The sequence below is a fragment of the Sediminibacterium sp. FW305-C-269 genome, from assembly GCF_058231045.1.
This window is the reverse complement of the sequence record NZ_JBIQXQ010000001.1, coordinates 680,955-704,995: the sequence shown is the minus strand read 5'-3', so window position 1 is coordinate 704,995 and position 24,041 is coordinate 680,955. Positions and strand designations below refer to the sequence as shown.

Annotated in this window: 22 protein-coding genes; 5 read left to right on the top strand and 17 right to left on the bottom strand. The window is 47.0% G+C overall.

Annotation, left to right across the window (positions count from 1 at the left end; genetic code table 11):
* Positions 1-11: 11 nt before the first annotated feature.
* Entirely contained in the window at positions 12-248 is a 237-nt protein-coding gene (locus tag ACH3Y6_RS03040) for a DUF3820 family protein (RefSeq protein WP_490834099.1), read from the bottom strand.
* A 74-nt stretch (positions 249-322) separates the two neighbouring features.
* Between ACH3Y6_RS03040 and ACH3Y6_RS03035 the strand changes: the two genes are divergently transcribed.
* Entirely contained in the window at positions 323-793 is a 471-nt protein-coding gene (locus ACH3Y6_RS03035; protein ID WP_490834098.1) for a hypothetical protein, read from the top strand.
* Between the two features lie 22 nt (positions 794-815).
* On the opposite strand, the gene ACH3Y6_RS03030 is transcribed toward ACH3Y6_RS03035, so the two are convergent.
* Positions 816-1,862 (bottom strand): nucleoid-associated protein, encoded by a 1,047-nt coding sequence (locus ACH3Y6_RS03030; RefSeq protein ID WP_490834097.1) that lies wholly within the window; start codon positions 1,860-1,862, stop codon positions 816-818.
* Positions 1,863-2,106: 244 nt separating this feature from the next.
* On the opposite strand from ACH3Y6_RS03030, the gene ACH3Y6_RS03025 reads away from it, so the two are divergent.
* Entirely contained in the window at positions 2,107-2,433 is a 327-nt protein-coding gene (locus ACH3Y6_RS03025; RefSeq protein WP_490834096.1) for a hypothetical protein, read from the top strand.
* Between the two features lie 61 nt (positions 2,434-2,494).
* Here the strand turns inward: ACH3Y6_RS03025 and ACH3Y6_RS03020 are convergent, their stop codons facing one another.
* The gene (locus tag ACH3Y6_RS03020) at positions 2,495-3,268 is read right to left on the bottom strand and encodes an SDR family oxidoreductase (RefSeq protein WP_490834095.1); all 774 of its coding nucleotides are present in this window, start codon (positions 3,266-3,268) and stop codon (positions 2,495-2,497) included.
* 160 nt (positions 3,269-3,428) lie between these two features.
* On the opposite strand from ACH3Y6_RS03020, the gene ACH3Y6_RS03015 reads away from it, so the two are divergent.
* A complete protein-coding gene (locus tag ACH3Y6_RS03015) occupies positions 3,429-4,238 on the top strand; it encodes a PhzF family phenazine biosynthesis protein (protein WP_490834094.1) in 810 nt (269 codons plus the stop codon).
* Between the two features lie 232 nt (positions 4,239-4,470).
* Positions 4,471-5,244, top strand: a complete 774-nt coding sequence (gene ygiD / locus ACH3Y6_RS03010; RefSeq protein WP_490834093.1) for a 4,5-DOPA-extradiol-dioxygenase — start codon at positions 4,471-4,473, stop codon at positions 5,242-5,244.
* 234 nt (positions 5,245-5,478) lie between these two features.
* On the opposite strand, the gene ACH3Y6_RS03005 is transcribed toward ygiD, so the two are convergent.
* From ACH3Y6_RS03005 to ACH3Y6_RS02965, 9 genes are all read right to left on the bottom strand, one after another.
* Entirely contained in the window at positions 5,479-6,444 is a 966-nt protein-coding gene (locus ACH3Y6_RS03005) for a SusE domain-containing protein (protein WP_490834092.1), read from the bottom strand.
* Positions 6,445-6,668: 224 nt separating this feature from the next.
* Positions 6,669-7,106: a hypothetical protein gene (locus ACH3Y6_RS03000; protein WP_490834091.1), complete on the bottom strand. Its 438-nt coding sequence runs from the start codon at positions 7,104-7,106 to the stop codon at positions 6,669-6,671.
* Positions 7,107-7,231: 125 nt separating this feature from the next.
* Entirely contained in the window at positions 7,232-8,167 is a 936-nt protein-coding gene (locus tag ACH3Y6_RS02995) for a PepSY-like domain-containing protein (RefSeq protein ID WP_490834090.1), read from the bottom strand.
* A 705-nt stretch (positions 8,168-8,872) separates the two neighbouring features.
* Positions 8,873-9,592: an N-acetylmuramoyl-L-alanine amidase family protein gene (locus ACH3Y6_RS02990; RefSeq protein WP_490834089.1), complete on the bottom strand. Its 720-nt coding sequence runs from the start codon at positions 9,590-9,592 to the stop codon at positions 8,873-8,875.
* A gap of 80 nt (positions 9,593-9,672) precedes the next feature.
* Positions 9,673-11,073 (bottom strand): TolC family protein, encoded by a 1,401-nt coding sequence (locus tag ACH3Y6_RS02985; RefSeq protein WP_490834088.1) that lies wholly within the window; start codon positions 11,071-11,073, stop codon positions 9,673-9,675.
* Entirely contained in the window at positions 11,060-12,415 is a 1,356-nt protein-coding gene (locus ACH3Y6_RS02980; RefSeq protein ID WP_490834087.1) for an HlyD family secretion protein, read from the bottom strand. Before ACH3Y6_RS02980 ends, ACH3Y6_RS02985 begins: the two co-directional genes overlap by 14 nt.
* A gap of 2 nt (positions 12,416-12,417) precedes the next feature.
* Positions 12,418-14,091 carry an ATP-binding cassette domain-containing protein gene (locus ACH3Y6_RS02975; RefSeq protein WP_490834086.1) on the bottom strand — a complete coding sequence of 558 codons (1,674 nt, stop codon included), beginning with the start codon at positions 14,089-14,091 and terminating at the stop codon, positions 12,418-12,420.
* Between the two features lie 99 nt (positions 14,092-14,190).
* Positions 14,191-14,460: a hypothetical protein gene (locus tag ACH3Y6_RS02970; RefSeq protein WP_490834085.1), complete on the bottom strand. Its 270-nt coding sequence runs from the start codon at positions 14,458-14,460 to the stop codon at positions 14,191-14,193.
* 49 nt (positions 14,461-14,509) lie between these two features.
* Positions 14,510-15,961, bottom strand: a complete 1,452-nt coding sequence (locus ACH3Y6_RS02965) for an NADP-dependent isocitrate dehydrogenase (RefSeq protein ID WP_490834084.1) — start codon at positions 15,959-15,961, stop codon at positions 14,510-14,512.
* 70 nt (positions 15,962-16,031) lie between these two features.
* On the opposite strand from ACH3Y6_RS02965, the gene ACH3Y6_RS02960 reads away from it, so the two are divergent.
* Positions 16,032-16,958 (top strand): LysR family transcriptional regulator, encoded by a 927-nt coding sequence (locus ACH3Y6_RS02960; protein ID WP_490834083.1) that lies wholly within the window; start codon positions 16,032-16,034, stop codon positions 16,956-16,958.
* Between the two features lie 5 nt (positions 16,959-16,963).
* On the opposite strand, the gene ACH3Y6_RS02955 is transcribed toward ACH3Y6_RS02960, so the two are convergent.
* The 5 genes from ACH3Y6_RS02955 to ACH3Y6_RS02935 are packed head-to-tail and all read right to left on the bottom strand — an operon-like array spanning position 16,964 to position 24,020.
* Complete coding sequence (locus tag ACH3Y6_RS02955) at positions 16,964-18,172, bottom strand: efflux RND transporter periplasmic adaptor subunit (protein WP_490834082.1); 1,209 nt, start codon at positions 18,170-18,172, stop codon at positions 16,964-16,966.
* 2 nt (positions 18,173-18,174) lie between these two features.
* Entirely contained in the window at positions 18,175-19,566 is a 1,392-nt protein-coding gene (locus ACH3Y6_RS02950) for a heavy metal-binding domain-containing protein (protein WP_490834081.1), read from the bottom strand.
* A complete protein-coding gene (locus tag ACH3Y6_RS02945) occupies positions 19,563-20,816 on the bottom strand; it encodes a TolC family protein (RefSeq protein WP_490834080.1) in 1,254 nt (417 codons plus the stop codon). The genes ACH3Y6_RS02950 and ACH3Y6_RS02945 overlap by 4 nt, the downstream gene beginning before the upstream one ends.
* A complete protein-coding gene (locus ACH3Y6_RS02940; protein ID WP_490834079.1) occupies positions 20,803-22,728 on the bottom strand; it encodes an efflux RND transporter permease subunit in 1,926 nt (641 codons plus the stop codon). The genes ACH3Y6_RS02945 and ACH3Y6_RS02940 overlap by 14 nt, the downstream gene beginning before the upstream one ends.
* Entirely contained in the window at positions 22,725-24,020 is a 1,296-nt protein-coding gene (locus tag ACH3Y6_RS02935; RefSeq protein ID WP_490834078.1) for an efflux RND transporter permease subunit, read from the bottom strand. The genes ACH3Y6_RS02940 and ACH3Y6_RS02935 overlap by 4 nt, the downstream gene beginning before the upstream one ends.
* Between the last annotated feature and the right edge of the window lie 21 nt (positions 24,021-24,041).

Here is a 24,041-nt window from a genome sequence, read left to right as displayed (position 1 = left end):
CGGCAACGCGCCTATTTTTTCCTTTTAAGGGGATCGAGCAAATAAGCCAGTCCGTTTAATTGTATCACATACATGGTCTCAAGTAAAACCCCCAGTTTCCCCTTTGGAAAACCCTCGCGTTGCATCCACTCCAGGTAATGCATCGGCATATCGCAAATCAGGCGATCCTTGTATTTGCCATAAGGCATCCGTTGGGTTACCAGTTCCAGTAACCATTCAGGATGAGGTTGAGACAGGTCGAAAGGCATGGGGCGAAGATAATCAATGAGTGAATAAGTGGGTGAGAGAATGAGTGAATGGGTGAATGTGATTACTTTGCAGGATGAAAACGGCGAGTATACAGGAGCTGAAACAGGAACTGCAGGCCAGCAACCATCACCAATTGCTGGAACTTTGTTTGCGGCTGGCAAAATTTAAAAAAGAGAACAAGGAGCTGCTCAGTTATCTGCTGTTCGAGGCGCATGATGAAGAAGCTTACCTGAACAGCGTCAAAGAACTGGTAGACGAGGGCTTCACAGAACTACCCAAGCCGAATGTATACCTTACCAAAAAAACACTCCGCAAGATCCTTCGTTTAGCCAACCGGCATATCAAGTACGCCGGATCCAGGCAGGTAGAAGCCGGCTTGCTGATTCATTTTTGCAGCAGAATGAAAGAGCTGGGCTTGTCCAACACAAAAAATCCTGTCTTGAAAAACCTCTACGAAATGCAGTTGAAAAAAATAACAACAGCCATGAAGACGCTGCATGAAGATATCCAATATGACCTGCGGAAAGAAGTCGACAGGTTATAGTTCCTGCATTACAAAACCTGACTCAGCTTTCCTCGTCGAAGAAAAGTTTGTAGTAGTGTTTACCGGTCATTTCATCATATCCCTTTTCAATCAGATCCCTCCGTCCATGGATATATACATGGAAATTCTTGTCGAGCTTTAAAACACTCTTGAACACCCGCTGCTGCTTTTTCACTGCAGAGAGGTGAATATCAAACGCATCTTCAATGGTGACCTGCCTGGCCACTTCATAGGTCTGTTTATACTGCGTAAAACTGTCGATCACTTCCGGGTGATGCAGCACTTCCTCGGCAAACTCATTCAGCTTGAACTCGTCTTTTGTTTTGAAGTATTCCATACTGCGGTTCAGCATGTCAATCTGGTCGCTTTTGTTCACTTCAAATTTCTCTGACAGTTCATTGCTGATGAACAGCTTGCACATACCCAGAGCTGCATCCGTATAATGGTAGCTGTTGGCACAGCGGGTGACCTGCAAAAAATCGTTCACCCAATATTGCGCATCGTTCTGCTTATTAGTGGCATCCACCACGCATGCCACATAGCCTTCGGAACGGTTCTGCTTAAAGACCAGGCAACCCTTATCCAGCTTATTGATATTGATGCCATCTTCTGCGATCACTTCCCAGTTTTCACCGTGGGGAAACACTTTGAGGAACGTTTCCTTGGTCTCACTTTTGAATATACCAATGGCATCGGTATACTCCGTACCAAAGGGTACATTACTAAAATGTACCACATAAAGCTCCCCTTCCTTTACTTTGGCATGGGTACTCTTACTGTACAGGAACTGCGCCAGCTGGGCACTGTACAAAGTGAATTTTTTCGGATCATCGAACAGGTCGCTTACATAACGGTACACTTCATTCATGCCAACATCAGAAAGATGCGTGAATCGATACTGTTCATGTTCATTGAAGGGTCCCAGGAAATACTTGGCCAACATACCCCGAACAATACCGTCGTTCAGGGTAAGCGGGTTGGCCGATAATTTCAGTTCCTCACCCCGTGTGGGATTACCTACTTTATGAACGATTACCTGGTTCAGTTGTACGCTGTCGATACTGGTCATAGGCTGCGAAGATAAAAGTAGTCTTGGGTCGATCGTATTTGTCGTGCAACCTTTTTATAGCCCAACCTACCCCTACAATTTTTTGTGTTGCCGGTAAGCAGACAGTAGCTCTGGGGCCTGCACACCTGTCAGAATACCTGACAATGTTGATTTTTCATACAATCAAATTCGTTTTTCGGCGATAAAAAGTGCAACTTTGCATTGGTTTTCGTATCCACGAAAGCACTATCATCAAATCATTCTCATGTATACACAGATCTGGAGCAAGTATCTTCCTATTATTAAGATTTTATTAAAACGTACTGCTACTGGCGACCAGGTACTGGATCTGAACCGGATCGATTTCGAAAGGGCCGGAAGTGGGCGAAAAGCGGGATATAAGTTTACCATCGAATTCAACAGGGGTCGTGTGGCCAATATTATCAGTGGTTCTGTACTGGCTTCGGATCTCGCTTTTTTGATGCAGGAAGACGCCAACATAAAATCCATCCTGGCCGAGAACCATTTCACTGTTTCCCTCAATACTAAATTCCAGCTGATCCTGAAAAGGGTTCCTGATAATGGGGAATAAGTATAGCTGAATGGCCTGTATCAGGCGTAGTTTACGACAGGACCCGTTTTACCCAACGCTTTTACAGCATCGACCTTACGGATCCGCCATCCAGGGTAATGGTTTGCCCGGTTACATAACGGCTGAGCGGACTAAGCAGCCACAAAGCAAGGCTGGCAAAATCAGATGATAAACCCAATGAACCTACGGGTATCTGGGCAATGGCTTTCTCTCTGATCTCTGCTACAGGCAAACCTGTCTGTTCCGATTTTTTCTGATAAATACGGTTAATAGCGGGGGTATCGTGTGAGCCAGGACCAAGGATATTCAGGGTAACACCCGTTTTTGCGATCTCCTGCGACAGGGTTTTTACCATGCCTACCACGGCCACCCGCAAGGAACTGCTCAGAACCAGGTTCTCAAGCGGCTGTTTTACCGATGAGCTTTCTATATATACCACCCTCCCGTACTGTTGTGCCATCATTTTGGGTACCAGGGCCTGGGTTAACTCCACTTTCCAGCGTAATAGCGAATGGTAGGCATTGTCCCAGTCTTCCAGTGTGGTTTCCAGAACGGTCTTGGCTGGCGGACCTCCCGCATTGATTACCAGGCCATGCAGTTGCCGATCGCCTAATAAGGCTACCAGCTGTTTGATCACGGCAGAATCAGACAGGTCGCCGGCAAGGATCTCAATCTGTGCGGGCGCAACAGCTTGTAATATTTTTAATTTTTCTTCCCCCCTTGCTACAGCAATAATACGGGCGCCTTCGGCCAGCAGTGCTTCTGCAATAGCTTTTCCGAAACCGGATGTAGCTCCGCCGATAATAAACAACTGGTTATGCATCTGTAAGTTCATACACATCATTTTCCTGAAATAAAGGTAGGGAATTGCGGGCGGGAGATAAAGCATGAACGGTAATTGCTCTATCAGCGGAAATGCCTGGTTATGCATGAGATCATTGAAACATAAAATTATCAATACATTTATTGTCACATCATCTTAGTAAACAATATCCATGAGAACCTATATCGTTGACTCATTTACCAAAGAGCCGTTCAAGGGCAATCCCGCAGGTGTCTGTTTTCCTGAAACATTGCTGAGCGAAGAAAAAATGCTGAAAATAGCACAGGAGTTCGGTCTTTCAGAGACCGCATTTGTGCAGCCTGCCAATGAAGCGGACGTTTACAGCATCCGTTACTTTTCACCGAAAAAGGAGATTCCCCTGTGTGGACATGCCACACTGGCTGCTGCAAGGGTCATTTTTAATAGCAGTACTGTCAACGAGATCCATTTTACCACGATCGAGCAATTAGACCTGCTGATCAAACGGCACAACGAGGAGATCACCATGGAATTCCCGGTATACGATACAACTGCAATCAATGTTCCCCGCGCCATGCTGGATGCGCTTGGTCTGCAAGCGATCAGCAATGCTGCATTCAGTCCCAAGAACAAGATCGTACTTTTGGAGATCAACGATGCTGCTCTGCTGGCTGGGTTGCAGCCCGATTATTCAGCTTTGGTGCAATCCTATACAGGGATCAATGGTGTTCTGGTAACTGCTCCCTCCAATACAGCAGACTACGATTACCATTACCGTTATTTCTGGCCCTGGGCTGGCACACAGGAAGACCCGGTAACAGGTGGTGTGCAGACTTTTCTGGCCAAATACTGGTCGGTAAGGTTACAGAAACGACAGATGAAAGCCTTCCAATCATCAGCCCGGACTGGTTATATGCATATTGATCTGCAAACAGATAAAGTATTGCTGACAAGCCAGGCTGTGATTGTTTTAGAGGGTCGCTTAGCCTGTGCAGCCCGCTGAGATTGCCACACAATTATCAGGTAATTCAGTAACCCCGGCTCTTATTCGATTATTCCAAATCTTCAGGATTATTGTTGTAACTTCAATTTCAGAATATCCCCTACACCAGAACCACTGCCCGATAGAAAGGAATCTCTTTTTTCAAAACCCAGCCGTTCCTGCTATGACCGGTGTAACTATGCAATTGAAGGAATTGGGCAAAATACTTGCCCTATTAAATAGTACAGAACCCATGCCCGTGCTGTTTTTGGGGCATGGCAGTCCAATGAACGCCATTGAAGAGAATGAATTTGTTGCAGGTTTCCGTAAAGCAGGCCAGAGCCTCCCCAGGCCCAATGCCATTCTCTGTATTTCGGCCCACTGGGAAACCAGGGGGACTTTTGTAACCGCAATGGAACAGCCCCGGACCATTCATGATTTTGGTGGTTTTCCGCAGGCATTATTTGAGGTGCAGTATCCCGCTCCGGGTTCTCCGGAACTGGCGAAAGAAACGGCTGAACTCATTACCCAAACAAAAGTAGGACTGGATCAGACATGGGGACTTGATCATGGCACCTGGAGCGTGGTAAAACATCTCTATCCCAAGGCAGATGTTCCGGTAATACAGATGAGTCTCGATTATACCCAGGGTGCACAGTACCATTATGATCTTGCGAAAGAACTGGTTTCGCTGCGTAGAAAAGGAGTGCTGATCATTGGTAGTGGTAACATGGTTCATAACCTGCGTATGGTTGCCTGGGATAAAATAAACAGTTCGGGGTTTGCTTACGACTGGGCAATAGAAGCGAGCGAAAAAATGAAAACTTTTATCAACAACGGGGATCACCGGCAACTGATCAACTACCAATCGCAGGGCAGAGCTTTCGATCTGGCCATTCCATCACCGGATCACTACCTTCCTTTACTGTATACCCTGGCATTGAAACAGGAAAAAGAGCCTCTTAGCCTGTTCAACGACAAAGCCGTTGCGGGATCACTTACCATGACATCGGTGAAAATAGGTTAAACAGGCAGTAGCGAATGATACACTGATCTTGAGTTACGGGATGCCAATCCACATTTTTAGAAATTTATAAAACCGGAGTCTTTCCCCATTATAAATCATCACTACCTTTCTCCAATACCGGTATGGCCGGTTATATGTCCGATAAGTTAGCAGGTTAGCATGCACAGAAGAGAATAAATACAGTATGCCACCAACAAACATTTCGAATGATTACCCAGACCATAGCTGACGATTTTAATCGATGACGCGCCATACACTGTAAGTATAATTGCCGGCATAGCCTAACTCAATACTAACAGCATAGAGACCTGAACGGGTAACAGGAATAGGAGGTGCCCCATATTCTGGCGACCGGTCAATGGGCAAAGCATCTCCCATATCTGTAGCAGGATTGCGATTAATTCTGAAATGCAGGCTGCCCTCTTGCAAATAAAAATGACTATGCCATACTAACTGCGCAGAGTCGATCAACATAAGATCATGCTCTTTCTGATCCATGAAAGCTGTTCCGACAACAGAGATGGCATGAATTTTCAGTGCAGACCATGTCATGGTACGGGTATTCACCAGCAGTTTGTATATACCCTGCTCATCTCCTAAAGAGATCTGTCTGGTAACCGGCGCCAATTTGTGATTGCCGCCATCGCCATAGTATCCATCCGACCAATCGTATCCTTTAGCCAGAAGAAAATAGGTGTCTGAAGCAGAAAAATGGATATACCCTTCATACTCGCCATTATTTGTCGGGCTCACTACCTGTGGGGCAGAAGGGATATACCAGTTCTGGTAATTGCCGGGCACGTATAACAGATTAGGATAAGCATAACTTATCATCTTCTTATACGTACTTACCTTCATAGCCAAAGGTTCGCTATAGATTACAGTACTCCCTCTTGATACGAGTGTGGCTTTTAACCTCACTTCCAGTTCTACCAGTGTGCCCAGTTCGGCCAGTTGACTCAGTAAAATATTGAAATCGTATTGTGTGAATATGGCCAGCAGTTCATCTGATATGGCTACTTCTACCATATCGGAAAAATTCTTACCCTTTAGGGAGAACTGGAGCGCATAATTCTGATCGTGCGGATTTTCGTTAACTGCATTCCAGGTAAACCTGACCGAATGTATGGCGGCATTAGCGGGTAACAGCTGGAGGTAAGAAACATTTACACTTAAAGATAGCACCTCCTCTGTTTTCATTTTCAGAGAAGTATCTGAGAGTGGGCTGCTTTTGGAACAGCTCAATACGCACACCCAGCACAAGACACCCAAAACGGGCCGGAAATTCATTGCACGATATTGTTCCTTAAAGTTACTAAATATTTTGCGGCAGTTCTGCCAATAAATCGACATTCTTATACCTGCAAGCCAGCACTTTAAACGGGGGGTCCTGCCATAAAGGGCGCAAGCGACAGAGTGGTTGCTTACATGGTTACACCAAGTATCCTGGCAAACTTTTTCAGTTCAGCCACTTCATCATTACTCAGTGTTTCATTGTTGGCATATTTGGCCTGCAGAAACAATACTCTTTTATGTTCCGGATATTGGGCCAGTATGGCACTGATGTATTTACCCACTATTTCATCTTTCTGGTAAATAGGTGATATTACAACCGGCTCCACGGGTTTGTAACGGGTAGGCATCTTCAGAATGATGGCTTCCAGTGTTCCCAGCCAGTTGGGGGGCATATCTTTCACCTTCTGTGCTTTAGACAACAAACCCTGCAGTTGTTTTTTACTCAGGCTGCCCCTTTCTTCATATTGATGCATCAGGCTCATTACAAACAGTGCGTCCGGATTATGCTCATACAGAGCATCCAGGATCCTGGCTATAATATCTATTCCGTCTTTTGGCTTATACATACTAACAACAAACGAATGTACTATTCCGGCAGCAGATTTTTACATAGCGTTTCAATACAACAAGGGGCTCGCAGTTATTAACCACGAACCCCTTGCCGGAATTATCCGGTTTCGGATGAAGATAATTACCAGATAGTCTTCACCGCTACCAAATTACCACTGACATCAAATGCCACACAGTAACGGGTATTGTTGGCATCGATCACAGCTATATACCCTTTCAGTGTACCAGCTACGGTTACACTAAATGCCTTATCCAATACATAATTAGGATATGTGTTTGCCAGGTAGTTTTGCGCTGCAGCTGGCAGCGTAGCATCTGCGATCACAGGTTTTTCTCCGGGAGCTGGCAAACTTACCCTGCTTACAAACACACCTGTGCTGCTGAAAAGGGTAGCATAAATACCGCCATTCTTAGACAATACCAGGTAACCGCCTCCTGCTTTCTGAAATGCTTTTACCAGTGTATCTGCTGTATAATTGGCATTCAGGTACGTGGTGATGACAGTTGGTAAAGCACTCAGAGAAATGGTGTCTTTGTGAGGTAAGCCACGTTTTTCAAAACGTCCACCCCTGTGCCAGCCATCTCCGTCAATATCGCCTTTCTCACGCTGCTCAAGCACTTTCACCAATGTTCCATCGGTTTTGAACTGCAGACCTACGGGTTTACCGTTGAGGTTGATGATTACCACATATCCTTTCACCGCATTCTGGGTATCTTTTACCGCAAACGCTTTTACAAAGCTGTATCCGCTATAATTGGTATTAAGATAAGATTGAATCGCTGCAGGCAGATCCGCTGCCGCTACAGAATCTCGATGTAGCCCTCTTTCACAATTGTGTATCACATATACCGAATCGGTGGTACCGGATCCGGCAGTGGTAGTGGTTTCACCTCCGTTTGTTGATACGGCAATGGTTGATGAGGTAGATGTGGTTGCTACTACCGCATTCTGCCCCGCACCGGCACCTGATAGCTCCTTTTTACAGGATATGGCCGCCATGGTCAGGAATAATGATGCTGCGATATACGTATAGGTTGTTCTGAATTGTTTTTTCATGTTGGTTGTTTTTGATCAGTTGTCTGTTATTGGTTCTCCCGGCTCTTCATAGCATTCAAACATATTAATGTACGTTAACCCCCTATTTTCAACTGACAGAACAGAAGGTATAATTTATAAATCCCTATCACTTCCACCGACGGAAGTTTCATGGAGAGAGGTATTACAAAAATGCGAACTGGTTGCCGGGCAGGAGTAAGATCTGCATCATTCCGGTTGTTACAACAAGCAACTTCCCAGTATGCCGGATATACCGACGTGGACAGCGGTTTTTGAATTTTTTTTGTTTGTAGTGTCTGATACGCAGCAACAACCGGTTCCGGCGCAGAATTCCATACCAAAGACATGTCGGGCATATAATGCGATTGGCTGAGGATGAGAAGCAGTTGTATGAACCCGGCAAATAAATACATGTATCAAATCAATTATAGAGGCTTACCATTTCTGAATGGTCTTTCCGGGAGATTGGATTTCGGGAAAAAGTATCAACAGGGATACCGTGTGTAGAATAGCGTTTAGGTGTTTACTTTACCTGAACAGCTATGATATTAATAGATACACAGAGAACTGTGTGTGTTATCAAAGAAATGTTAAAGCGTTGGGGTAATCGTATGCTGATCCAGACCGGTCTGTAACAGCCGGCAGGATGCCCGTTTGTATCCTTGTTATTTATTTGTCAGGAAAGAGAAAGAGACGTATCATGATTTATTGAACCGATTCTTTTTTTCCCAGCCATCGGGTCAATCCTTTCTTGATGGCTTCACCGATTTTTTGCTGATTGGCAGGATCTCGGAGAAAATCGTAGCTGACACCGTTATCACCGATCTCCAGTAATACGCGGACAGGGGCTTTGTTCACGTGTTCATCCAGACTGTAAAAAGAAAGTTTACCGGTAGCAGCACAGCGGTAGTCATTACGCCCGGTGGTACTGTCGAGTAATACGCCCCGGTTCTCCAGGGTTGTTGCTTCAGCAATAGATGCGATCAGCGTAGCGGCCAGATCGCGGTTCTCAGCTTCATGTGCATCGCCATAATGTATATATCCCCATACCGCATGCCTGCGCGTGCCGCCATTGTTATGCACGGCAATGAATACATCGGGATTTCTTTTGTTTGATTGTTTGAGTTCCCAGGCATATCCCGAAAGTTTTCCATCAACTACGGCCGAAGTATGCGCAACCATGGTATTACTGCCACTGTCCGCATTGTGTACATCCTTTCTTCCCAGGCTCCACACTTTATATTCCTTGAAAAAAGGCGCTGTGGCCATGGCCGCTTCTGCAATACCGTTACAGACCGCCGCTTCACTGAAGTTTTTGCCGGTATTGGTCTGGTGCGAGGGTTGCCATACGATAACGGTTTTTTTACGCTTAGGGGCTGAAGCGATGCAGACGGTCAGAAGCAGGAGAACGGTCAGCTTTTTCATGTTAGGGATTTGAGGGTACAAAATACAAATCCTGCCATTTCTATAGCAGGATTTATAAAAATAGCTTCCGGCTCTTTTCATTACTCGAGTATGCCGGCAGCCCAGCGAAGCTGGTAACTGGCGGTAAGGTATTTGATCCGTAAGGCGGTTTGTTTCTGCAACACTTCCAGCAATTTACTTTCCCTTGCATTCACCAGAAAAAGGCTGCTCTCGCCCTGTGAAAATTTCAGCTCTTCGTTCCGAAGCAACTGGCGGTAATTTTCCTGCAGGTTACTGGCCAGCTGCCATTGCTGTAACAACTGGCTGCTCTCATTCTGGTAATAACGGATCTTGTTTTCCAGTTGCCAGCGTTTACCGGTCAACTCCAGTTGCGATTCTTTCAGTTTGATCTGCGCCTTCTTGTAATCTCCCCTTCCCTGGCGCAGGAAAAGCGGTAACTGCACATTTAGACCCCATTTATAATTGTTCTGCAAGTAGGCGGCATCCCAGCTTTTGATAAAGTTGTATTCCTTGCTCAGCACATTCGCTTTCAGGCTCACATAGGGCAACAGGCCCTGGAATTTGAGCCGCTTTTCCGTTTCCATACTGTTGACCTTGAACTGTGCCGATTTCAATAGTGGATGTTGCTCCAGCACTGCGCCGATATTTTCTTCCAGCACGGATACACTTTGTTGCAGAGTAAAATAGGTGGTATCTGGCAGCAGGTTGGCGGGCAGGTTGTACGCTGTAGCATCATCCTGCCATAAAAAATATGATAAGGATATGGCTGCATTATTCAGTTTCTGCAATGCTTCCGCCTGCTGTAAGCGGTACTGCTGCAGTTGTGTGTAAGATTCTACCGTATCCATGACTGACCGGTCTCCATTGATAAAGGCATTTCTTACCAGGTTTTGTCTTCTCACTGCATTCTCAACAAAAGCGCTATAGATATGATACAACTGATACGCTCCTGCCCATTGCCAGTATTCTGTATAAGCATCAAGCAACAGGTTATTCAGGATATTTTTTCGGTCCTGTTCGCTCTGGTTCTGCAATATTCTGGCCTGCTGCAATGCAGCTCGCCGTTTATCGATCAGCAGACCATTACCCAGCGGGATTTCTATACCCAGATAACTGGACCTGCCCCGGGTGATCTCAGGAGAAAGCTGGTCGCCTCCATTATTTTCTGTTCCGGCACGCAGGGTGAAGGCCGCCGCCGTGGGTATCTCTATCTGTGGATTCGTATAATAGTAGTAATTCTTGCCATCGAAGGTCTTACGACTCGCATCCATCTCCAGCGTGGGGTCGAATGCGCCGCGTACAGATTGTAATTCTGCCTCTGCCCTGTTTACCAGCAATGCGGCCTGTTTGGCCACAGGATGGTTTTTGCGCACCAGCTCCATCAGCGCTTCCGGTGTCAGGACCGATCTTTTTTCCTGGGCGGCAAGGGTGATTCCCATTGCCAGTAGCACCAGCGTACACAGGAATTTATTTGCTTGCATCTTTCTGTTTTGTTTCAGTAGCCGATTGATAATATTCCGGAGGGAATCCATTGATGTTCCTCCACAGCTCATAGTAGATCCGGACGTCTTTCAAAAGAGCGATCGCATTGGCACCGCCACCTATGCGTAATTGTTTGGGCCAGGGTTTATCGGTACTGTCCTCAACCACCAAAGCCCTGAACTTACCATTCTTGCTCACTTCTGTCTCCACGGCAGCCACTGTACCGCCAAAGGTCCCGTAACTGTTTTGTGGCCAGCCGCTGAAAACAATGGCCGGGAACCCGTCAAATACGAACCGGACTTTCTGGCCGATGGACACCAGGGGAAGATCCATCGGGTCTACATACATTTCTACGGCATACTGTACTTTATCCGGCACTATCTGAACGATCATTTCACCTTCCTTCACCATTTCGCCGATACCGGCTTTTTTAGCCTGTATCACCTGGCCACTTTGTGGCGCACGTAAATAATACAACTGGTTCCTTGCATCGTAATTGGCGTACAGGTTCTGCAGTTTGGACAATTCGGCTTCCGTACCGGCCACATTGGAAAGCGATGCAAATTTTTCTCCTTCTGCTTTTGAGATCTTATCCCGGTACTCCTGCTCCACACTGTTCTTTTCGATCAGGAGATTCGTCATCTCCTGTTTGGCCTGGAGAAATTTGTTCTGTGCAGAGATAAGCTTGGCCTGTGCATTCTGGAAATTCATCCTTCTTTTCTCCAGTTCCGTCAATGAGATGGAACCGCTATCATACATCAGCCTGGCCGCATCTATCTGGCGTTTGTACACGGCCAGCTCGTTGGTTACAGCAACCAGGTCAGTACTATCGCTTATGATCTTTAATTGCTGCTGACCCAGTTTATTATCCAGCGAACGCAGTTTCAGTTCCTTGCCCTGCAACAAAGCAGTTACCTGTGTTTCCGCTGTGGCGGCCTTGTTACGGTAATTTTCGATGCTGTTCTTTTTGGCACTGATCTGCTCCTGTGTACGGTCGAGCAATTGCGGATCCAGGTATTCGATCTTGACCTCCCCCAGCTGCAGCAGGGTATCGCCCTCTTTCACGTAATCACCTTCTTTCACGAACCATTTGATCACGCGACCGGCAATGATGGTATTCAGTTCCTGTGGCCGCTGTTCCTGCCGCAGGGTGGTAACCGAACCTCTGGCCCTTATATTCTGTGTCCATGGCAAACAAAGTATCACAAGCATCAATAACAGGGTACCCCAAAGCCATTTTTTAACCTGGCTGGTCCTGGATATATGGTACACTTTGCCAAACGAAGAGAGGCGGTCTTCTGCTGCACGTTCTTCGATATTGCTATTGATATAGTTCTCCATATTTACTTGCGGATTTCTATTTGTCCATCATACAACTCCAGTACTTTATCATAAATGGCCATATCGGTATCCCTGGTGGAAATGATGATAACGGTACTGGTGATCTCTTTGCGCAGGTATGCGAGCATGGTTGTTTTCTGTTCAGGACTCAGGTGCTGGAAAGGTTCTTCCAGCAGCAAGAGACGACTTTTACCCAGCAGCGCACGGGTAAGCAAAATGTGCTGACGGGTGCTTTGGGGCAATCGCTTGCCCAACGGATCAAGAATAGTCTCTAACCCCTCCTTGTTAGATTGTATGAACTCTATCAGGCCGGTTCTTGATGCCAGTTTCAGGATATCCTCAATTGCAATGCGCGTATCACCCATGGTGATATTATCAAGCAGACTGCCATGAAAAATATCCTGTTGGTTCAGCAATACGCCCGTTTGTGAACGCAGGGAAGAAAGCTGGTAATTACCTATGGGGAGACCATCGATCAGCACTTTCCCATCAAAATCCTGGTAGGCACCGGTCAATAAACGCAGCATACTCGATTTTCCGGAGCCGGATACACCACTTACCAATACCATTTCCCCGGGATTGATCTGGAAACTGGCTTTGTTTAAAACCTTGTCAGTATTAGGATAACCAAATACCACTTCGTCAAAATCAATGCGGACACCCTTTCCGTTATCGGGAAGTTCTATATGCCCTTCTTTTTCTGTCAAAGCCTGCGTTACAAGATTCATTTTTTCAATAGAAGTGAAACTGTCATAGATCTTATCCAGGTTGTTGATCAGTTTTTCTACGGATGCAATGATAGAAATGATCACAATATCTGCAGCGATGAACTGCCCGATATTGATTTCCTGGTCTACCAGCAGGAGGGCCCCAACCAGCAGCATAGCAGCCGTGATCAACGTTTTGAAACTGATAAAACTCCAGGCCTGCATAAGCAGTATCTTGAAATATCCCGTACGGGCAGCCAGGTAACCGCTTATCAACGCATCGGTCTTACGGATATGGATAGAGCTGTTCCGGGCATACTTGAACGACTTGATCATCCTTGCCATTTCCTGCAACCAGGCTGCCACATGGTATTTATAATCACTGGCTTCAAGCGAAGCACTGAAACCACGCTGCGAAGTGAAGCGGAGAATGAGCAGGATACAGGTCAGCAGGATGGCCCCAAAAGCGATGAACACGGGATGGTAAAAAGAAAGCAACATCAGGCCCAATAAGATCTGTATCACAGAGGTCGGGATATCCAGTAATATCTTCTCGATACCTTTCTGAAGTGAAGGGATCTCGAAGAACCGGTTGACCATTTCGGGCAAATGGTACTGATCCAGTTTTTCCACGTTCAGTCTTGGTAACCGGTCACTGAATTCCAGGGCATACCGCAGAAAGATCTTCTGCTTCAGTTTCTCGATCAGTTGCAACTGCCTTACCTGCAAAAGCCCGCTCAGGAAGGTCCCGGCCACCACCAGGATGATCAGTACCACGATGGAGGTGGACAGGGACCCTGCCATTACAAAGCTGATGATGGTCTGTATACCGAGTGGCAAAGACAACTGTACCAGGCCGGCCAAAATAGCGAACACGTAAATTGCGCTGATGTCTTTCCGGTCAAGATGAAGCATCGACAGGAAATTGCGGAATACCTCACCGGCTGAACGGTATTGGGGTTTAGCCATAACAGAACTGTTTTCCTATTTGCCGTTTTGAAAAAATGGCTGCCACTTACAACGCTTGGTTTGAAGAATTGTTTGTTTTGGGCAAAAAAAATTAAACATTTATTGCGTCAGAGGCGCGGCAAGGCTCAGTTCCAAATGGGCATGAATATCCACCATCTCTTTGCCGCTTTCCCGGATCCGCTTCAGGATACTGCGAAGCGTATCCTGAAGTGCCACGATCCGTTTCTCCGCATGCTGGATATTCTCTTCAGAAAGGTACTGCATGTGGATCTTACGGTGATGATAGTCGATCTTCACCTGAAAAATATCCGTAAGTATCTGTTCCGCATCTTTAGCGGGAAAACGACCGCTGATTAATTCCAATTCCATACTGTTTGTTGTTTTTGGGTTTATGAATCGGCTCAATTTGCAAAGGACCCTATTGTCCCTGTGCAGCCGTATATCCTGCTATGCCGTCAAAAGTGTAGAGGTTTTCTGTTTTAATGATCTCCAGTCCATGGGCATTGACCGCCTGCAGGGCTTCCATCACCTCTGCATAACTGACCGGTTCGCTATTGACGTTTTTAAAACGACAGCGCCAATGATCGGTACAGAATGTTTCCGGGAAACCTTCGGGCCAAACTTTTGTGCCCCTGTTGGTGATCATGGACAGTACCAAACGTCCCTGCGCAGCTTTGTTCAGCTCCGCAGCCAGCAGGTTGGCATCCCGCTCGCGGAAATGAAGAAAGATATCTACACCTACCAGTTCCTTTTTGGCAGGGGGCTTTGGGGTATACTTGATCTTAAACCCGGTTGCCTCGCGTGTAAAAACAACAGGACGCAGGGTGGTTGGTCGCTGCCCCAGCCTTTCGATCACCGCATCGGCAAACTCGCGGGTGCCCACCTTCTGTTTCGATACAGCCTCGGTGTATATATCTGCTGTATGAATGCCGTCCTCCAGTGTTTTCAGCCAGGCATTGTGAATGGTTTCCGCCACCTGTTGCTGACCAATATGTACCAACATCTGGATAGCGCCCAATAACAAACCGGAGGGATTGGCCTGGTTCATTCCCGCCAGTCGTGGGGCCGAACCATGTATGGCTTCGAACATCGCAAAATCCTCACCGATGTTGGCGCTACCGGCCAGGCCTACAGATCCAGTGATCTGAGCAGCCACATCACTCAGGATATCTCCATAAAGATTGGGCATTACGATCACATCAAAATTTTCAGGGGTGTCAGCCAGTTTGGCCGCTCCAATATCTACTATCCAGTGCTCCTTCTCTATTTCCGGGTACTCCTGTCCGATTTCCAAAAAAATCTTATGGAAAAGGCCATCGGTCATTTTCATGATATTGTCCTTACTGAAGCAGGTTACTTTTTTCCGGTTATACGCTTTCGCATATTCGAACGCGTAGCGGATGATCTTTTCCGTACCCGGACGGGAGATCAGTTTCAGGCACTGCACCACTTCATCCGTTTGCTGGTGTTCGATACCGGCGTACAGGTCTTCCTCGTTCTCACGTATGATAACCACATCCATCTTCGGATGTTTGGTCTTCACAAACGGGTCATAGGAAACGCAGGGGCGGATATTGGCGAACAGTCCCAGCACTTTTCGCGTGGTCACATTCAGGCTTTTGAAACCGCCGCCCTGTGGTGTGGTAATGGGTGCCTTCAAAAATACCCGGGTCCTGCGCAGGGAATCCCAGGCCTGGGGTTGAATGCCTGCAGAATTGCCTTCCAGGTACACTTTTTCCCCGATCTCGATTTCCTCGATATCCAATTGGGCGCCGGCGGCTTCCAGTATGCGCAGCGTGGCATCCATAATTTCCGGGCCGATTCCATCGCCTCTGGCAATGGTAATGGCAGTTTTCTGATTTGTTTTCATGCCGCAAAAATGCGGGGGTTCATCTATATTCTTTTATTTATATTTACTATAATAACCATAAACATTATTTATGAATTACACCCTGCATCAATTGCGTGTCTTTTCGGTGATAGCGGAGAAACAAAGTATTACCAAGGCCGCCGAAGAGCTGAACATGACACAACCGGCAGCATCCATACAGCTAAAGAAATTACAGGATCAATTCGACATTCCTCTAACCGAGACCATCGGCCGCAAAATCTTCATCACAGACTTTGGGATGGAACTGTACCGTATTGCACAACGCGTCCTTTCAGAGATTGAGACCATTCACTATCAATCGCAGAGTTATCAGGGGATTCTTTCGGGAAAACTGCGCATCTCCATAGTGTCGACAGGCAAATATGTAATGCCGTATTTTTTACGTGATTTTCTGAAAGCCAACCCTGGCATCGACCTGGAGATGGATGTGACCAATAAGAGAAAAGTGATCAGCAGCCTGGAACAGAATGAAGTGGATTTCTCGCTGGTATCCGTGGTGCCGACCCACATCGCCATTCATGAAGAGATTCTGATGCAGAACAAACTCTACCTGTTCGGTCCCGGCAAGGATACCATCGACACCAAAGGCAAGAAGAATGCGGAACTGTTCAAGCAGCTCCCCCTTATTTTCCGAGAAGAGGGATCGGGCACCCGTTTTGCCATGCAGCAATATTTTCACCAGGCACATATCAGGCCCAAGATCAGCCTATCCCTTACTTCTACCGAAGCGGTGAAACAGGCGGTGGTGGCAGGATTGGGTTACTCCGTTCTATCGATCCTCAGCCTGAAAAACGAACTGAAACAGAAGGAAGTGAAAGTGATCCCCGTTAAAGGATTCCCGCTACATTCGGAATGGCGGATAATCTGGCTCCAGAAAAAACAGCTTTCTGCTGTTGCACAGGCCTACCTCCAGTACCTCCAAAAAAATAAAGCAGGCATCATCAAACAACATTTTTCCTGGACAGCCGCATATTAAACTGATTACATCTTGCTCATATCATGTCCTGCCATTGGGTTAGCACCTTTCTGGAAGATATATTCACTTTGCAGCAGGTAGGCTCCCGATATGACCACAACATCGCCGGAGCGTAAGCCAGACCTGATCTCTATCCTGTCATCTGTTTCCAGTCCGGTTTGCACCATCAGCGTCTTGAATGTCTTTTTACCCGTACGAACCCAAACCGTTGCGCCATTCCCGTCGCGGATCACCGCATCGATGGGTAATGTGAGCGTTTTGTGTGGTATGCTTTTTAATACCACATACGCCGACATACCGGGTTTTAACTGGTTACCCGAATTGGGGATCGCCACCCGGATCAGGTTGATCCGCGTATCTGGGTTGATCTCTGGATTGACAAAACCGATGGTACCCCTGATCTCCAGTCCGTCAAAATCAGGAAACTGAACAGTTGCAATACTGTTTCTGTTGATATCAGCCATCTGCGAAGTGTATACCTGCGCCTCTGCCCACAGGCTGGAAAGATCGGCCAGTTTTACCAGCACACCTCCTTCCATCACATAATCACCTTCCCTCGTTTCCAGGCTGGTGATAGTACCGGATACCGGACTGTAGAAAGTGGTAATACTGCTTGCTTTTTTCTGTTGTGCCAATTCCTGTATTTGTTTATCAGACATGCCCCATAACAATAGTTTATTCTTCGCACTTTGCAGCAGCTGGTCAAAATTCATCATGGTTTCATTGATGAACACTTTTTTTCTTTCCAGTGCCAGCAGGTATTCCTGTTTGGCATTGTTCAGCTCTTCGCTGTATAAATCATACAAAGGCGCGCCTTTTCTAACAAAATCTCCCACATTTTTATAATACAGTTTCTCCACCCTGCCCATTACTCTCGCACTGACCGAAGAAGCTTTCATCTGGTCAAAGTTCAGTGTGGCGGTAAGCACCAGTTTGTCATCAATAGTACCGTTACGGATGGTGTCTGCATGAATATTACCCAGCTGTAGCTGCTGTTCGCTCAGCTCAATCTCATCGTGACTGCTGCCATTCTTCTTTTTAACAGGTGTGAGATCCATCTTACAGATCGGGCACTTTCCAGGTTTGTACTCTTTTACCTGTGGATCCATTGAACAAGTATAATAGGTATCTGAGTCTGCTATAACAGACGCCGTCTTGTTCTTACAGGCCACAACTGCCAGTAACAGGAAAACCAGGAGGAATGATGTACGCATATTCAGTTTTTTACTTTGATAAAGCTTTCGCTATCCATTAAATATTGTGCATTGGCAGCTACAGAATCCTGCACACTGAGCCCGTTCAATACCTGTATATGCTCCTTATGCATGATACCGGTGCTGATCCTGTGTGCCTTAAAACCGCCTTTCACTTTTTCAAATACCACTTTGTCAAGCCCCAGTGAAAGAACTGCTTCTTTGGGCAGCCAGTATGCCTGTCGGGTATTGCCGTATATGGTGGCGCTTACCTGGCTGCCAATGGGTATCCTGAGAGCGCTGTTATTGAAATACACGCGGGCAGTCAGTGTTTTACTGTCTTTCCGGTAAAAGGGTTCCACATAATCCAGCGAGGCCTGGAAACCTTTGCCAGGTAATGTTTCCGGTACAATCGTCACTTTACTGCCGATCCTTACCAATGCCTGGTTCTCACCGTAGATGTTTAATACCGCCCAGGCCCTTGCGGGATCATAAACCGTGAATACGGATTTTCCCTTCTGCACATACATGCCCTCTTTCAAAGAAAGTTCTTCGGTAATGAGTGAAATATCTTTCATGACCCCTGTTTCCCTTTCTTTACCCATCGCACCCGCATTGGCGGATTCGTGTATATGCCCGTTGTAATTACTGTACACCGTTACCGTCATTAAGGGTTTTTCTTCGCGGATCAATTTTTCCAGTTGTGCCGCATCCATCCCCAGCAACAATAGTTTTTCTTTGGCGGCTTCGATGATGTTCCTGTTTCCCGGATCGTTCCTGAGCAGGAACAGTAAGTTCTGCTGCGCGGTAAGTAATTCCGGACTGTATACTTCCATGATCTTCTCTCCCTTCCTGATCTTCTGGTAACGGTAACGAACGTAAAGCTTTTCGATACGTCCTGAAACCCTTGCTGAAATCGTACCCTCCCTTCTTGTATCATAAGTGATCATCCCCAACGCCCTGATCTCTATCTGCTCCTGTTTCTGCTGCATCACGGTTACGGGTAAAGAAGAAACCACAAACTCATTGGTAGGTTTCAGCAAGGCATCCAATTCTACATGCTCCTGCTGGTGTCCGCCGGTCTCTTTTTTTACCAGGTTCATACCACAGATAGGGCAGGAACCCGGCTTATCGGACTTCACGTCGGGGTGCATAGGACAGGTGTATACCGATTCAGCAGACGCATCGTGCTGGTGTTGCTCCGGTTTAGCAGTTTCCATTTTAACCAGGTCCATGCCACATTTAGGGCAGGTACCGGGTTTGTCGCTGAAAACAGAATCCTGTGGCATCGGGCAGGTATACACCGGTTGGCTTACCGCGGGATGCACCTGTCCGTTTGCAGTGCTTTTCTCTTTTCGATCCTGACAGGCCGCAACAGCCAGCAGTACCAGTGATAAAATCAGTAGTCGTTTCATTTGTTTTCAATTATCCTTTCCAGTGATACCTGTGTCCTGAGCGCCTGGTTCAACAATTCAATGTATTCCAGCTGGCTCATATACAGGGCTTCCCATGCGTCGTACAACATGAACAGTTCCTCGGTGTTCTGCTCATAGGCCAACTGCATGGTTGAAAAATTTTTCTGTAAGGCCGGTAAGATATTCGTCTCATACAGCTTCAGCTGTTTGGTTTTCAGCACCAGTTCATTACGCATACCATACGCCATACCGCTGTATTCATTCACCATCATTTCTTTCTGCGACTGTAAGGCACTAGCTTTCCATTTCAGACTTTCGATATTGGCCTTATTCATTTTTGATGACCAGTTTGTCAGCGGCAGTTTCATCATGCCCATTAATGAGTATTGCATGGGAAGTCCACCAAAACCAAACATGTGTTCATACCGGATCCCGAACTGCGGGCGCAGGCTTTGTTTTTCGGTTTCCTGTTTCAAGTAGGTAAGGTCTATATCCCGGTCGATCGCTTTCAGATCGCTTCGGTTGCGATAGAACAGGGTGCTGTCGAAAACCATATCATCATACCCATTAATCCGGTAATTGGTATCGATGGCCAGGTCAGCCATAGCTTTGCGTCCCATCAATGTATTCAGGCGAATCTTTTTTTCGGTGATCTCACTCTCGTACATGAGCTGCATGTTCTTGATATTGCCCAGTGCCGCCTTGGCTTTATAGTAGGCACTTATCTTCTCCATTCCATTTCGGTAACGGATCTCTGCATTTTTGATCATGAAATTCAGCAGCTTCTCATTCTGACCCAGGATGTTCAGTTTTTTCTCAAGAATGATCCACTCGTAATAGAACTGTTTGGCATCGTTCACCAGTTCGTTCAGGGTGGCATTCTTTTTTTCTTTTTCTACCGAAGACATGGTTTGCATATACGCTGCATCTGCCTGTTGCTTTTTTTTGTTCGGAATCATCTGCTGGCCGCCAAGCATATACTGGCCCATCCCGTTGCCCATATCCGATTTTTTCCAGTAGGACGGATTATACGGAACCATCCAGAGGCCGGTGGAGAATTCCGGTGGCATCCAGCTTTGGGCGCCTTTGGCAGCTTCATCCATAGAACGGATCTCCTGGTTGTACATTTTAACCACAGGATGCGAAACGGTGATACTGTCGATAACAGCAGCCAGTTTCAGGGTCTGCGCCCGACCGGCAGTAACCAGCAGCAGCGCAAACAATACGAGGTATGTTTTATTCTGTAACATCGATCAATTCAATTTTACCTTTGCGTTTAAGTTCTCTTTCTTTGATGATCTCAAAAACCACCGGCGTGATCAGCAATACATAAATAGTAGAACTGATGGTTCCGCCGATCAATGGTATGGTAATGGGTCGCATGATATCGCTACCCACACCGGTTGACCATAAAATAGGGATCAGTCCAAACAGACCGACCGATACGGTCATCAGTTTGGGTCTCAATCTCTTCACAGAACCTTCCACCACAAATTCACGTATAATGGCCGGTGTCAGTGTTGCCCGCGAGTTGCCATATTTTGCTACCATATTCTGCATGGCTTCGTTCAGGTAGATCGTCATCAGCATGGCCGTTTCTATAGCCATACCGAACAGGGCGATGAAACCCACTGCCACAGCCACCGATAAATTCACACCGTAGTGATACACCATGAACACACCGCCGATCAGTGCAAAAGGAACAGTGATCATGGTAACGATGGCTTCTTTGATGGAATGGTATGTAAAGTACAATACCATAAAAATGATTAGGATCACGATCGGCATGATCAGTGTGAGTGTCCGGTTGGCGCGGATCTGGTTTTCCCATTGTCCGCTCCATTCCAGGAAATAACCCTTGGGCAGTTTGATCATCATCTGGTTCAGCTTTTCCTGTGCTTCGGTAACCGTGCTGCCCAGGTCACGCTCGCGTACATTGAAGAGCACCGTTCCACGCAGCAACGCGTTCTCCGAATTGATCATTGGCGGACCATCGCTCAACCGGATATCTGCAACAGCTTCCAGCGGAACGGGACCGAAGTTCATGGTCTGCACCGGTAACCGTTTCAATGCCTGCATATTGTTCCTGAAATCCTGTCCATAACGGGCATTCACAGAAAATCGCTGGCGGCCTTCAATGGTAGTTGTCAGTTTCATGCCGCCCAGCGCACTTTCCACCACGGTGTTCACATCATCCACACTCAGACCATACCTGCCGATCTCTTCGCGTTTTACTACTATATCAATGTACTTACCTCCGGTAATGGGTTCTACATACAGGTCTTTTACTCCGTCAATTCCTTCGAGGTGTTTTTTGATGGTCTGTGCAAATACATAAATGCTGTCGAGATTCTGCCCATACACTTTGAGGCCCACATCGGTACGGATGCCGGTTGAGAGCATGTTGATTCGGTTGATAATGGGCTGCGTCCATCCATTGGTCACACCCGGTATCTGCATTTTGGCATTGAGCTCGTTGATGATACCATCTTTGGTGAGTCCCTTGCGCCATTCGTGCCGTGGTTTCAGCAGAATGATGGTCTCGATCATACTCACCGGCGAATTATCCGTTGCCGTATTGGCCCGGCCTGCTTTACCCAGTACATGTGATACTTCCGGAACAGAACTGATCAGTTTATCCTGTACCTGCAACAAACGTTTGGCTTCGGCATTGGAAACATCCGGCAGGGTAACCGGCATGAACAGGATGGAACCTTCATCCAGCGGAGGCATGAATTCAGAGCCCATTTTGGTCATCATGACCACTCCCGCCGCTAAAGCCACCAGGTTCACTGCCAGAACGGTCTTGCGCCAGTGCAGGCACCATTGCAGAATCGGCATGTATATCCGCTCCAATGTCCTTGTGATGGGATTGAAGGATTCCGGCTTCAGGTTCCCCTTCAGAAAATAGGAGATCAGCACCGGCGTCAAAGTAATGGCCAGGAAAGCATCTACCAGCAGGATGAAGGTTTTTGTCCAGGCCAACGGATGGAACATCTTACCCTCCATACCCGTCAAAAGGAATACCGGCAGGAAAGAAGCGATCACAATGATCGTTGAATAGAACACGCCCGGCCCTACCTGTTTTGAAGACCTTTCAATGATCTCCATTTTTTCTTCAGGGCTCAGGGGATCTTTATTTTTTTTGAACCAGTTTGTCATGAGTTTACATTATTTGATGACTGCCTTTTTACTGCCTGTGCTTCACTGATGTGGCGATAGGCATTCTCTACCATCACGATCCCATCATCCACCACCACACCAATGGCCAGTGCAATCCCGGTGAGCGACATGATATTGGACGAAATACCAAAAGCCTGGAGCAGAATAAAGCCTACCGCTACAGAAATGGGAAGCTGTATCAGGATGATGAGTGCACTACGCCAGTGAAACAGAAAAATGATCACGATCAGTGATACCGCGATCATCTCTTCGATCAGCGTGCCTTTTACCGACTCGACCGCTTCTTCGATCAGCGTACTTCTGTCGTAAGAGGTTTTCAGCGTTACACCCTCGGGCAAACCTTTTTCCACTTCCTTGATCTTGGCCTTTACAGCTTTGATCACCCGGTCGGCATTCTCGTTGTAGCGCATCACCACGATACCGCCTACCACTTCTCCTTTTCCGTCCATATCAAAAATGCCGAGACGCAGGTCACCTCCCATCTGTACGGAACCCACATCCCTTACCCGAACCGGGATACCATTGTAATTACCCAGTGCAATGTTCTCGATGTCTTCCTTGTTCTTAATATAACCCAGGCCCCGGATGATGTATGCCATATCGGCCATCTCAAACTTTCTGCCTCCCACATCGTTGTTATTGGCTTTCACCTTGTTCATCACATCCATGAGGGAGATGTTGTAGTACTGCAGTTTTACGGGGTCTATCACCAGCTGGTACTGCTTTTCAAAACCGCCGAACGATGCCACTTCGGCCACACCCGGTACGGTCTGCAGGGCGAATTTGATGTACCAATCCTGCAGGGCCCGCTGTTCACCCAGATCCATCTTGGGTGCATCCAGGTGGTACCAGTAGATATGTCCCACCCCGGTGCCATCGGGCCCCAGCGTGGGTGTGACTCCCTGCGGCAGCAGGCGCTGGGCAAAATTCAGTCGCTCCAACACACGCGTGCGGGCCCAGTAGATATCAACATTGTCTTCGAAGATCACATATACAAAACTCATCCCGAACATAGACGAGCCGCGTATATTCCTGATCTTGGGTATACCCTGCAGGTTGCTTACAAGCGGGTAGGTGACCTGGTCTTCGATCACCTGTGGACTGCGCCCCATCCATTCGGTGAAAACGATGACCTGGTTTTCACTGAGATCGGGTATGGCATCGATCGGATTCTGTTTAACAGAATACAGACCCCAGGCAAACATGCCTGCTGCTGCCAGCAGCACGATCAACCGGTTGCGCAAAGCCAGTACGATTATTTTTTGAACCATGACGGTAATTTTCCGGTTTCC